10 protein-coding genes are annotated in these 11777 nt (G+C 68.9%); 8 read left to right on the top strand and 2 right to left on the bottom strand.

Annotated features, from left to right (window positions below; genetic code table 11):
- From H0523_RS21965 to H0523_RS21945, 5 genes are all read left to right on the top strand, one after another.
- On the top strand, window positions 1-450 hold a 450-nt coding region (locus H0523_RS21965; protein WP_180180143.1), incomplete at its 5' end, for a (2Fe-2S)-binding protein.
- The gene (locus H0523_RS21960; RefSeq protein WP_054431061.1) at window positions 447-1619 is read left to right on the top strand and encodes an NAD(P)/FAD-dependent oxidoreductase; all 1173 of its coding nucleotides are present in this window, start codon (window positions 447-449) and stop codon (window positions 1617-1619) included. The genes H0523_RS21965 and H0523_RS21960, both read left to right, overlap by 4 nt.
- Entirely contained in the window at window positions 1616-2683 is a 1068-nt protein-coding gene (locus H0523_RS21955; RefSeq protein WP_054431062.1) for an ABC transporter substrate-binding protein, read from the top strand. Before H0523_RS21960 ends, H0523_RS21955 begins: the two co-directional genes overlap by 4 nt.
- A gap of 100 nt (window positions 2684-2783) precedes the next feature.
- Entirely contained in the window at window positions 2784-3722 is a 939-nt protein-coding gene (locus H0523_RS21950) for a 2-hydroxyacid dehydrogenase (RefSeq protein WP_054431063.1), read from the top strand.
- Window positions 3723-4096: 374 nt separating this feature from the next.
- Window positions 4097-4930: an AraC family transcriptional regulator gene (locus tag H0523_RS21945; protein ID WP_054431064.1), complete on the top strand. Its 834-nt coding sequence runs from the start codon at window positions 4097-4099 to the stop codon at window positions 4928-4930.
- Window positions 4931-4943: 13 nt separating this feature from the next.
- On the opposite strand, the gene H0523_RS21940 is transcribed toward H0523_RS21945, so the two are convergent.
- Window positions 4944-5840 (bottom strand): LysR family transcriptional regulator, encoded by an 897-nt coding sequence (locus H0523_RS21940; RefSeq protein WP_225856519.1) that lies wholly within the window; start codon window positions 5838-5840, stop codon window positions 4944-4946.
- A gap of 169 nt (window positions 5841-6009) precedes the next feature.
- On the opposite strand from H0523_RS21940, the gene H0523_RS21935 reads away from it, so the two are divergent.
- The 3 genes from H0523_RS21935 to H0523_RS21925 are packed head-to-tail and all read left to right on the top strand — an operon-like array spanning window position 6010 to window position 10817.
- Window positions 6010-6990, top strand: a complete 981-nt coding sequence (locus tag H0523_RS21935; RefSeq protein WP_054431065.1) for a Bug family tripartite tricarboxylate transporter substrate binding protein — start codon at window positions 6010-6012, stop codon at window positions 6988-6990.
- Window positions 6991-7030: 40 nt separating this feature from the next.
- Entirely contained in the window at window positions 7031-9088 is a 2058-nt protein-coding gene (locus H0523_RS21930) for a hydantoinase/oxoprolinase family protein (protein WP_054431066.1), read from the top strand.
- On the top strand, window positions 9081-10817 hold the full coding sequence (locus H0523_RS21925; protein ID WP_054431067.1) for a hydantoinase B/oxoprolinase family protein: 1737 nt from the start codon (window positions 9081-9083) through the stop codon (window positions 10815-10817). The genes H0523_RS21930 and H0523_RS21925 overlap by 8 nt, the downstream gene beginning before the upstream one ends.
- Here the strand turns inward: H0523_RS21925 and H0523_RS21920 are convergent.
- The gene (locus tag H0523_RS21920; RefSeq protein ID WP_054431068.1) at window positions 10804-11601 is read right to left on the bottom strand and encodes a GntR family transcriptional regulator; all 798 of its coding nucleotides are present in this window, start codon (window positions 11599-11601) and stop codon (window positions 10804-10806) included. The two genes, H0523_RS21925 and H0523_RS21920, sit on opposite strands and share 14 nt — an antisense overlap.
- Window positions 11602-11777 lie beyond the last annotated feature (176 nt).

The following is an 11777-nucleotide window of genomic DNA, read 5'->3' as shown; positions in this document are numbered from 1 at the left end:
GAGCTGGCCGGCGAGCGCGCCGCGCTGGCCCTGCTGGAAGATGCGGGGCATGCGCAGCCGGCGCAGCGGGCGCGCCAGCTCGAAGCCCGCCTGGCCGCCAACGGCCGCGTGCGCGACGCGCTGGAGCGAGCCTTTCCGTTTCCCGAGGATTGGGCCGCCGACATCGCCGACGACACCGTGGTGTGCCGCTGCGAGGAAGTCACCGCGGGCACGCTGCGCGCGGCGGTCCACGGCACCGGCGCGCACGAACTGAACCGCCTGAAGGCGCTGACGCGCGTCGGCATGGGCCGCTGCCAGGGCCGCATGTGCGGCGCCGGCGCGGCCGAAGTGCTGGCGCACGCCTGCGGCGCCGGACCCGACGCGGTCGGCCGCCTGCGCGGCCAGCCGCCGGTCAAGCCCATTCCCGTGGATATCGTCTGCCAGGATCGTTCCGCAAAGGCAGCGCCATGACCGAACGCATCGACACCGAAGTCGCCATTCTCGGCGGCGGCATCGTCGGCGGCAGCGCCGCGCTGTTCCTGCGCCGGCTGGGCGTGCCGGTGGTGCTGCTGGAGGCCGCGCTGTGCGGCGCCCGCGCCAGCGGCGTCAACTACGGCGGCGTGCGCCGCCAGGGCCGCGGCCTGGAGCAGATGCCGCTGGCGCGCCGCGCGCATGAACTCTGGGGCCAGCTGCCGCAGCTGATCGGCATCGACGGCGAATACGTGCGCTCGGGGCACCTGAAGCTGGCTTGTTCCGACGCGGATCTGCAGGCCCTGCATGCCTACCGCGCGCAGACCCGCGGCTTCGGCATGAACCTGGAAATGCTGGACCGCGCCGCGCTGGCGCGGCGTTTCGGCTGGCTGGGCGCGCACGTGGTGGGCGGCTCGTTCTGTCCCGAGGACGGCCACGCCAACCCGCGCCTGGTGTCGCCCGCCTTCGGCCGCGCCGCCCGTGCGCTGGGCGCCGACGTGCGCGAAGGCACTACCGTCACGCAGGCCATCCACGACGGCGAGCGTTTCGTGCTGCGCGCCGGCGACGCGCTGGAGGTGCGCGCGCGCTTCCTGCTCAATTGCGCCGGGGCCTGGGCCGGGCGCTTCGCGCAGGACTTCGGCGAGACCGTGCCGGAGACCGCGATCCATCCGTTGATGATGGTGACCGAGCCGCTGCCGCTGTTCATGGACGTCAGCCTGGGCATGCAGGGCGGCGGCATCTACGCGCGCCAGGTGGCGCGCGGCAACTGCGTCATCGGCGGCGGCCGCGCCGTGTCTTCCGGCCCCGATCTTGCCCGTCCCGGCCGCGAGGCGCTGGGCACCTTGATGGCCAACGCCGAACGCCTGCTGCCGCCGCTGCGCGGCGCGCAGGTCATCCGCTTCTGGACCGGGGTGGAGGGCAACATGCCCGATCACAACCCGGTGCTGGGCCCCAGCGCCACCGTGCCGGGCCTGTTCCATGCCTTCGGCCTGTCGGGCGCGGGCTTCCAGATCGGCCCGGCCGTGGGCGAAGTGCTTTCCGAACTGGTCGTAAACGGCCGGTCTTCCATTCCCATCGACGCCTTCGGCATCGGACGATACACGGGGGCCGCTCACGGCGCCGTGCCTCGGTTGGGGCCTGTTCGTGAGCAAACGCTGGAGTCACCATGATGCACAAGAAACAGGGCGTTCGCCGCCCGTCCAAGGGGAAGTGGCTGCTGGGCCTGGCGCTGGCCGCGCTGTCGGCGGGCGCCATGGCGCAGCAGAAGACGCTGTACGTCGGCATGAACGGCGGCGACATGGAGCGCGCCTTCACGCAGTACGTGTTCCCGGATTTCGAGAAGGCCAACAACGTCAAGATCGTGGTGGTGCCCGGCACCTCCACCGACGTGCTGGCCAAGGCCCAGGCCTTCAAGGACAAGCCGCAGATGCACGTCATGTTCCTGGACGACGGCATCATGGCGCGCGCCATTTCCATGGGCCTGTGCGAGCCGCTCAACGACGATCCGGTGCTCAAGGACCTGTACCCGACCGCCGTCATGAAGGACCGCATGGCCGCCGGCATCGACATCGGCATGACCGGCCTGGGCTACAACACCCGCCTGTTCAAGGAGAAAGGCTGGGCCGCGCCGACCTCGTGGATGGACCTGGCCGATCCCAAGTTCAAGGGCAAGGTGGTGTTCCAGTCGGCCTCGGGCAGCACCTTCGGCCTGCACGGCTTCCTGATGTTCAATCGCATCCAGGGCGGCAATGACCAGAACACCGAGCCCGGCTTCAAGCAGTGGCCGTCCACCATCGGCCCCAACGTGCTGGAATACATCCCCAACTCGGCCAAGCTGGCCGAGATGATCCAGTCCAACGAAGCCGCCATCTTCCCGCTGACGCCCACAGCCATTGCCCGCCTGAAGAAGCGCGACATCCCGGTGGAATACGCCCAACCCAAGGAAGGCTCGGTGATCCTGATGGTGGCCGAGTGCGTCATCGCCAAGAACAGCGAGCCGGAACTGGCGCAGAAGCTGGCGCTGTACCTGCTGTCGCCGCAGGCCCAGGCCAAGGCACTGGAAATGGGCGGCCATTTCCCGTCCAATAAGAACGTTCAACCGCCGGCCGGCAGCGAAGAGGCGCTCAAGCGCTTCCAGGGTTACATGGCCAACGCCAAGATCCTGGACTGGGACCAGATCAACGCCACCCGTCCCGCCTTCAACGCGCGCTGGAACCGCACGGTCGAACGCTGAGGACAGGCGCGCCTTGCCGTCCGCGACGCTGCGCGCGTCGCGGACGGCAAGGCGCCGATCACACCCAGGGCGCGCGCGCCCTTAACGGAGTAGGCGAGGCATGCGGCTCATCATCAGGTCTGGCGGCGAATCGGCCATGGCGGAATGGCGCGAACAATTCAGGGTCCACGCGCCCGATCTGGAGATCGTCAGCTGGTTCGACGACGTCGACCCCGCCTCGATCGACTACGCCCTGGTCTGGGCGCCCGACCACGGCCGCCTGGCCACCTTCCCCAACCTCAAGCTCATCATCAGCGCCGGCGCCGGCGTCGACCACATCGTCTCGGACCCCGCCTGGCCGCGCCACCTGCGCATCGCCCGCATGGTCACCCCGCGCACCGAAACCGAGATGGCCGAGTTCGTGCTGACCAGCGCCCTGATGCTGACCCGCGACCTCAAACGCGCCATCGACCAGCAGGCGCGCCGCCACTGGGAGCTGTACGACTCGCTGCGCGTGGCCGCCGACGTGCGCGTCGGCATCATGGGCCTGGGCCACCTCGGCATCGCCGCCGCCCGCCTGCTGGCCAAAGTCGGTTTCCCCGTCAGCGGCTGGTCGCGCGGCGCCACCACCTTGCCCGACGGCCTGCCGTCCTACGCCGGCCCCGAACAGTTCCCCGAATTCCTGTCCCGGACCGACCTGCTGGTCTGCCTGCTGCCCGCCACCGAGGCCACCCGCGGCATCCTCAACCGCGACACCTTCGCCCACCTCCCCCGCGGCGCCAGTCTCATCAACGCCGGCCGCGGCTCCCACATGGTCACCCAGGACGTCCTCGACGCCCTCGACAGCGGCCACCTGCACCAGGCATTGCTCGACGTCTTCGACCCCGAACCCCTGCCCCCCGAGTCCCCCCTCTGGACCCACCCCCAAATCATCATCACCCCGCACTGCGCCGCCATCCCCGACCGCCAGGAACGCGCCCGCCACACCGCCTGGCTCATCACCGCCAACGAACGCGGCGAGGCCTTGCCCAACATCTACGACCCCGCCCGCGGCTACTGAAAACCCGCCAAGCACTTATCCACAGCCGGCCCGTTGCACAGAAAAACGAGCCCCTGTGGAAAACTCGCTTTCCCCACCAGCGCCCTTGAAGTGAAATCAACAAGAGCCCGGCACGCCGGGGCGAGGGGATGCGGGGCGTGTAGATGCGCCCGACGGAATCCGTAGGGAGCCGAAGGCGGACGAGGATGAGGATGGGGCAGTCCGGAGCGGACGCTCCGGACCGCAATCGTAGCCCCGCATCCCCTCGCCCCGGCGTGCCGGGCGTCTAAAGAACCCCACTCCCCACCAGCAACAACAACCGCCCAACCCAAAGAAAAAAACCGCAAAATCTGCAAACCAGGCCCGCCTACATTGCTCCCCAAGGAGCCACGCACTTGAAACCCCAAACTCGCACCACCTACGCCCACCGCCTGGACCCCGTCCTGCGCTGGCTGGCCAGCCACCCCGACGCCGACCCCGACCTGTACCGGTTGGCCGACCTGGCTTGCCTCTCGCCCTACCACTTCCACCGCGTCTACCGCGCCGTGATGGGCGAAACCGTGAACGCCACCGTGCAACGCATCCGCATGCACCGCGCGGCCGTCTCGCTGGGCAGTACCGGGGATTCCTTGCGTGACGTGGGGCAGCGCGCCGGCTATGAGTCGGACGCCGCCTTCAACCGCGCGTTCGGCGCGACCTTCGGCATCTCGCCGGGGCGCTACCGCGCGGCCCGCTCCCGACCCTTCGACCCCAAGGAGCTAGGCATGTATCCCATCACCATCGAAACCTTCCCCGGCGCCGTGCTGGCCGCCCTGCCGCACCGTGGCAGCTACCAGGAAATCGGCCCGGTCTTCACCCGCGCCTTCATGCTCGCCGGCAGCCGCGGCCTGGCGCGTCCCGAGGCCATCGGCTTCGGCGTGTATTTCGACGATCCCGAGCAGGTGCCGCCGGCCCAGCTGCGCTCGATGGCCGGCATGTCGGTCGCGCCCGACGCCGTGTTGGGCGACGAGCTGGAACGCTTCGAGATCCCCGCCATCCGCTGCGCGATGCTGACCTACACCGGCCCGTACAACGAGATGGACAAGCCCTATAACTGGATGTTCTCGGAATGGCTGCCCGGCAGCGGCATGGTGCCGGCCGACTTCCCCATGTTCGAGCAGTACCTCAATGACCCGCGCACCACGCCGCCGGCGCAATTGCAGACGCGCATCTGCATGCCGTTGAAGTAAGCGCTGGGCGCCGCTACCCCAGCACGCCCGCCAGGTATTGCCGCAGCCACGCATGCGCCGGATCGTCCTGGTAGCGCTCGTGCCAGTACAGCGACACGGTGATCGCCGGCAGGCTCAGCGGCGCCTTCAGCGTCACGATGCGCGCGCTGCCTGACATGGCCTTGGCGATGCTCACCGGCATCGTCGCGATCAGGTCCGAGGCTTCCACGATGAACGGACAGACCATGTAGCTCGACAGTGTCGCGACGATGCGGCGGCTGCGGTTCTGCCCCATCAGGATGCGGTCGATGGCCTTGCTGAAATAGCGCGTGTGGGCCGCCAGGTCCAGGTGCCCATAGCTGAGATAGGCATCCAGGTTCCAGCGCTTGCGCAGACAGGGATGGCCTTCGCGCACGATGCACACCGCCGGTTCCTGGTACAGGAAGCGCGTGCGCAGGTCCGGCGCCGGATCCGGAAAATAGCCGGCGATCAACTCGACGTGATTGGTGTCCAGCATGCTCAGGCCGTGCTGCGGCCGCGCCGGCACGATCAGCAGCTGGAAGTGCGGCGCGTCCACCGCCAGCCGTGGAATCAGCTTGGGCAGCAGCGTGTACTGCACGTAGTCGGTGGCGTAGAACGACAGGCTGCGGGCCGAGTGCGCGGGGTCGAACACCTCGCGCGTGCGGGTGGCGCGGCGCCAGCTCTCCAGCAGCGGCAGAAAGCCCTGGTGCAGCTCGTGCGCGCGCTGCGTCGGCTGCCAGGCGCCGCCTTCGCGCACCAGCAGCGGATCGCCGAACAATTGCCGCAGGCGGTTCATCGCGGCGCTCATGGCGGGCTGGCTGATGCCCAGCTGCTCGGCCGCGCGCGACACGTTGCGGCAGCCCATCAGCGCGTCGAAATGCAGAAGCAGATTCAGGTCCGGATTCTTCACCGCCGCCCACCTATAAATGGCATCTATATCAATATAAACCGTCAGGACTGCTGGCGCGCGCCGGCCAGGCCTAGGATGTTCCCGTTGTTGCAGTGAACCCGAGGCAAAGCCTCTCAGGTCCGACATCCATGATCGGGCCGCAAGGAAGTTCTATCAACAAGGGGAAGTCATGAACGCAGCGTTCATTCGCAGTTGCTGTCTTGCATTCGGGGCGGCCGCGCTGGCCGCCACCGCGCTACCGGCCCGCGCCGAGTGGCCCGACAAGGTGATCCGCATCGTGGTGCCGTTCGCGGCGGGCGGGTCCACCGACCTGATCGCGCGCAAGGTCGCCGAAGGCCTGGGCCAGCGCCTGTCGGCCAACGTCATCGTCGAGAACCGCCCGGGCGCCGGCGGCACCGTCGGCACCGAGTACGTGGCGCGCCAGCCGGCCGACGGCTACACCATCCTGATGGGCTCGGTCAGCACGCATGGCAGCGCGCCCTGCGTGTACACCAAGCTGCCCTACGACCCGGTCAAGGACTTCACGCCCTTGACCGTCGTCGCCACCATTCCCAACGTCATGTCGGTGAACAAGTCGGTGCCGGCCAACAACCTGCAGGAATTCGTGGCGCTGCTCAAGAAGGAGCCCGAGAAATACTCGTTCGCCTCCAATGGCCAGGGCACATCGAACCATCTGGCCGCCGAGCTGTTCAAGAGCACCGCCGGCGTGTCGATGGTGCACGTGCCCTACCGCGGTTCGGGTCCGGCGCTGATCGACCTGGTGGGCGGCCAGATCAACATGATGATGGACGTGGTGATGACGTCCTATCCGTACATCAAGGACGGCAAGATCAAGGCGCTGGCGGTGACCTCGCCGCAGCGCTCGCCCATGCTGCCCGACGTGCCGACGGTGGCCGAGTCCGGTTATCCCGGCTACGAGGCCATGGTGTGGTTCGGCATGCTGGCGCCGGCCAAGCTGCCCGAGCCGCTGCGCGCCAAGCTCACCGACGCGCTGGTGCAGACGCTGCACGCGCCCGCCATGAAGACCTATCTGGAACAACAGGGCGCGCAGGTCTCGGACGTGGCCGGCCCGGCCTTCGGCACCATGATCAAGAGCGAAATCGACAAATGGTGCGGCGTGGTCAAGCAGGCCGGCATCAAGCTGGACTGAGCGCCGCCGCGCCCTTCTTTTCTTTCAGGGAAGCACAAGCATGTATCGCATAGGGATAGACGTCGGAGGCACGTTTACCGACTTCACGATGATCGACGAAGATCAAGGCATCGTGCATTTTCACAAGGTGCCGTCGACACCGTCCGATCCGTCGGAAGCCATCGCCACCGGCATCGGGCAGATGCTCAAGGACCATGGCGTTTCGCCGTCGCAGGTGTCGCACGTGGGCCATGGCACCACGGTCGCGACCAACCTCATCATCGAGCGCAAGGGCGCGCGCGTCGGCCTGATCACCACGCAAGGCTTTCGCGACGTGCTGGAGATCGGCCGGCAGACGCGGCCGCACCTGTACGACTACAGCGTCGGCAAGCCGCCGGTGGCGGTGCCGCGCGAGTTCCGCGCCGAGGTGGGCGAGCGCGTCAATGCGCAGGGCGAGGTGCTGACGCCGCTGGATGCGGACGCGGTGCGCGCGGCGGCGCGGCGCTTTGCCGCCGCCGGCATCGACGCGGTCACGATCTGCTTCCTGCATGCCTACCGCAACCCCGCGCACGAGCAACAGGCCGCGCGCATCGTGGCCGAGGAGATGCCCGACGCCTATATCAGCCTGTCGTCGGACGTGCTGCCGGAGTTCCGCGAATACGAGCGCCTGTCGACCACGGTGCTGAACGCGGCGGTGGGGCCGAAGATGGCGCGCTACCTGGAGCGATTCCTGCAGCGCGTGCGCGAGCTGGACATCGGCCACGAGCCGCACACCATCCACTCCAACGGCGGCCTGATGTCGATCGCCACGGTGCGCCAGTATCCGGTGCGCACCTGCCTGTCGGGGCCGGCCGCCGGCGTGGTGGGCGCGGCCGCCGTGGGCCGCGCCATCGGCAGCCTGAACCTGGTGACGTTCGACGTCGGCGGCACCAGCACCGACGTGTCGCTGATCTGCGATGGCCGGCCGTTGTTCACCTCGCATCGCCAGGTGGCGGGCTATCCGGTGAAGACGCCGATGGTGGACATCCACGTGATCGGCGCGGGCGGCGGCAGCATCGCCTGGCTCGATGACGCGGGCGCGCTGAAGGTCGGGCCGCACAGCGCCGGCGCGGTGCCGGGACCGGTGGGCTACGGCCGCGGCGGCAGCGAGCCGACCATCACCGATGCCGAGATCGCGTTGCAGCGCCTGAATCCGGTGGCGCTGTTGAACGGCCGCATGCCGGTGCACGCCGAGGCCGCGCGCCAGGTTATCGACGAACGCGTGGCGCGGCCGCTGGGCCTGACGCGCGAGGCGGCGGCCGAAGGCATCCTGCGCATCGCGGCGGCCAACATGAGCCGCGCCATCCGCGCCGTGTCGACCGAACGCGGCTACGACCTGTCGCAATTCGCCCTGTATGCCTATGGCGGCGCGGGGCCGCTGCACGCGGTCGAGGTGGCCGAGGAATGCGGCATCCCCACGGTGATCGTGCCGCAGGAGCCGGGCACCATGTGCGCGCGCGGCATCCTGCTCAGCGACATCTCGTTCGACTTCGTGCGCAGCGAGATCTCGCTGGCCAGCGCGGAAAGCTGGGACGGCGTCTCGGCGATCTTCGACGGGTTGCGCGATCAGGCCGAGCGCTGGCTGGAAGAGGAACGCGTGGAGCCGGCGCTGCGCCTGTACCGCAGCGCCATCGACGCGCGCTACGAGGGCCAGAACTTCGAGGTGCAGGTGGCGCTGGACGACACCGGTGCCGACGGCTACGCCGAATTCGCGCGCCGTTTCGCCGAGGCGCACGAGCGCGAGTACGGCTACACGGTCGATGACCGCAAGGTGCAGATCATCAACTGCCGCATGCAGGCGGTGGGCCAGGTGGTGAAGGCGCCGCTGGCGCCGCGCCAGGTCGATGGCACGCTGGACGGCGCCCGCATCGGCGAACGCCGCGCCTATTTCGGCGAGCGCCACGGCTGGCTGGACACGCCGGTCTATGACCGCGACCGCGTGCCCACCGGGGTGCGCTTCAGCGGCCCGGCGCTGCTGGAGGAAATGAGCTCGACCACCGTGGTCGGCGCGGGCCAGGACGTCGAGGTCGACGCCTACGGCAACCTGATCATCCGTTTGCAAGGAGGCTCCCATGCGTGAAGCCCATGAAGCCAATCAAACCAGTCACGACGCGGGCGTGGCCCTGGCCGACCCGGTCGGCATGGAGGTGTTCTGCAACCGCCTGCTGTCGATCACCGAAGACATGAACAACACGCTGGTGCGGGCCTCGTTCTCGACCAACATCAAGGAACGCAAGGACTGCTCGGTGGCGCTGTTCGACGCCGCCGGCCGGCTGGTGGCGCAGGGCACGCAGATCCCGCTGCACCTGGGGTCGCTGGACGGCGCCATGGGCGCGATATTGCGCGCCTTCCCGGTCGACCAGATCCGCGACGGCGATGTGTTCATCTGCAATGACCCCTATCTGGCCGATGGCAGCCACCTGCCCGACATCAACATCGTCACGCCGGTGTTCTGGGAAGGCACGCTGCGCTTTTTCGCCGCCAACATCGCCCACCATTCGGACGTCGGCGGCGCGGTGCCCGGCTCGATCGCCGGCGGCCTGAAGTCGATCTTCGAGGAAGGCATCCGCATCCCCGCCTGCCGCATCGCGCGCGCCGGCGAGGTGGACGAGGACATGCTGCGCCTGATCTGCGCCAACACCCGCGACCCCGAGGAACGGGTGCTCGACCTGCGCGTGCAGATGGCCACCAACCGCCGCGGCGCGGCCGCGGTGCAGGGCCTGATCCGGCAGATGGGCCTGGCGGCCGTGCTGCGCTCGGTGGATGACGTCATCACCTATACCCGGCGCCGCCTGCTCAACCGCATCGGCGAGCTGGCGCAGGGCAGCTACACCTTCCGCAGCGACCTGGATGACGACGGCATGGGCGGCGATCCGGTGCCGATCCAGGTGACGCTGACGGTCAGCCGCGACCGGCTGCATTTCGATTTCGAGGGCTCGGGCAAGCAGGCGCGCGGCGCCATGAACCTGCCGTTCAACGCGTTGCGGGCCTGCGTGTATTACGCGGTCAAGGCGCTGCTGGATCCGGACCTGGCGCCCAACGCCGGCCTGTTCGACCCGATCAGCGTATCGGCGCCGGTGGGCACCATCACCAACCCCGAGCATCCGGCGGCGGTGGGCGCGCGCTCGATCACCGCGCAGAAGGTCGCGGGCGCCATCTTCGGCGCGTTCCGCGGGCTGCTGCCGGCGGAGAAGACCATGGCCTCCAGCAACGACTGCTGCCCGGCCATCGTGTTCTCGGGCCGCTGGCGCGAGCGCGCCGGCCACTTCGTCTACCTGGAAACGCTGGGCGGCGGCGCCGGCGCGCGCTTCGACAGTGACGGCATGGACGCGGTGCACGTGCACATGACCAATACCTCCAACCTGCCGGTGGAAGCGCTGGAGAACGAGTACCCGCTGCTGATGGACGAGTACGCCATGATCCAGGACTCCGGCGGCGCCGGCCGCACCCGCGGCGGCATGGGCATCGCCAAGCAGATCCGCGCGGTCGGACCGGGCATCGTGTTCTCGGCGCGCTCGGACAGCCACACCGTGGGTGTGGCCGCCGGCGTCGATGGCGGCGCCGATGGCCGGCGCGCGCGGCTGGTGCGCAACTTCGGCACCCCGGCCGAGGAAGAGCTGTTCTCCAAGACCGCCAACATCGCGCTGGCGCCGGGCGAGAGCGTGCGCATCGAAACCCCGGGCGCCGGCGGCTATGGCGCGCCGGCCGAGCGTTCGCGCGCCCGCATCGAGCGCGACCTGGCCGACGACAAGATCAGCGCCGCGGCGGCGCGCGCCGCCTACGGCTACGAGGCCGCTACGCCACGTTGAGCGACATCGAGTACTTCATCTTGTCGTGCGGGAAGGTGGTGATGGTGGCCAGCAGCAGCACCCCGCCGCCGCCGTAGTAGCGGCGGGTGATGACAAAGCCCGCCGTCTGCGGCTCCACCTGCAGCTGCCTGGCGATCCCGGCCGCGATGGGCGTGGCCGAGAACTCCTGGTTGACCTCGTGGATGCGGTTGCCGAAGTGATCTTCGATCAGCCGCAGCAGCGAGATGCGCGGCTGGATGTCGGCGCGCAGGTCGGAATGCGCCGGATCGGCATAGATCAGCGTGCACGCCACCGGCGTGTCCTGGTCGCCCAGCGTTTTGATGGAATTGATGTGCAGCCACGGCTGGCCGGGCTCGGCGCCCAGGGTTTCGGCCAGCCGTTTGGTGAGCTTGACCGTGCGCACGTCCTGCACCAGCAGCGCGGCGTTGCGCGCGTACTGCAACAGGTCCGGAAACTGCGAGATGCGCTGCGTGAAGCGGGTGCTGGCGTGGGCGGTCTCGACGCGCGTGCCCACCCCCGGGCGGCGCGACACCATGCCGGCCACCGTCAGCATGCGGATGGCCTCGCGGATGGTGTGGCGGCTGGCGCCGAACTGGTCGCACAGCTCGTGTTCGGTCGGCAGCAGGGTCATGACCGGATAGCGGCCGGCGCCGATGTCCTGCGCCAGCTGCTGATAGATGCTCTTGTAGCGCGGGCCGCCGGCATCGCCGTCCGGCGCCGCGGCCTGGCCACGCGCTTCGCGCGCGCCGCCCGCGGCCGGCGCGCGTTCGGAGGATCGGGTCATGGGGTGGCTCCTTTTTTCGTTCTATCGGGGTTTGTACGGACAATAACCGATTGACAGCGCCCGCCTTGCGGATCCATTATTTGTCCGGACATTCATGTACGGACAAATTGTACGGCGGACATGAGGTCGCGGGGCAAGCGGGGCCGTGTTTTTTTCGCAGCGGCGGGTCCTCCCCC

This window comes from Achromobacter insuavis (genome assembly GCF_902859645.1).
Lineage (GTDB): Bacteria > Pseudomonadota > Gammaproteobacteria > Burkholderiales > Burkholderiaceae_B > Achromobacter > Achromobacter insuavis.
Note: the sequence above shows the minus strand (reverse complement) of the source record. Positions and strands in the feature narration are given on the sequence as shown.

Bases quoted from the DNA above. Each gene is read 5' to 3' on its own strand.
- H0523_RS21955 (WP_054431062.1), top strand. From the start codon at position 1,616: ATGATGCACAAGAAACAGGGCGTTCGCCGCCCGTCCAAGGGGAAGTGG.
- H0523_RS21930 (WP_054431066.1), top strand. From the start codon at position 7,031: ATGTATCGCATAGGGATAGACGTCGGAGGCACGTTTACCGACTTCACG.
- H0523_RS21950 (WP_054431063.1), top strand. From the start codon at position 2,784: ATGCGGCTCATCATCAGGTCTGGCGGCGAATCGGCCATGGCGGAATGG.
- H0523_RS21920 (WP_054431068.1), bottom strand. From the start codon at position 11,601: ATGACCCGATCCTCCGAACGCGCGCCGGCCGCGGGCGGCGCGCGCGAA.
- H0523_RS21925 (WP_054431067.1), top strand. From the start codon at position 9,081: ATGCGTGAAGCCCATGAAGCCAATCAAACCAGTCACGACGCGGGCGTG.
- H0523_RS21960 (WP_054431061.1), top strand. From the start codon at position 447: ATGACCGAACGCATCGACACCGAAGTCGCCATTCTCGGCGGCGGCATC.
- H0523_RS21935 (WP_054431065.1), top strand. From the start codon at position 6,010: ATGAACGCAGCGTTCATTCGCAGTTGCTGTCTTGCATTCGGGGCGGCC.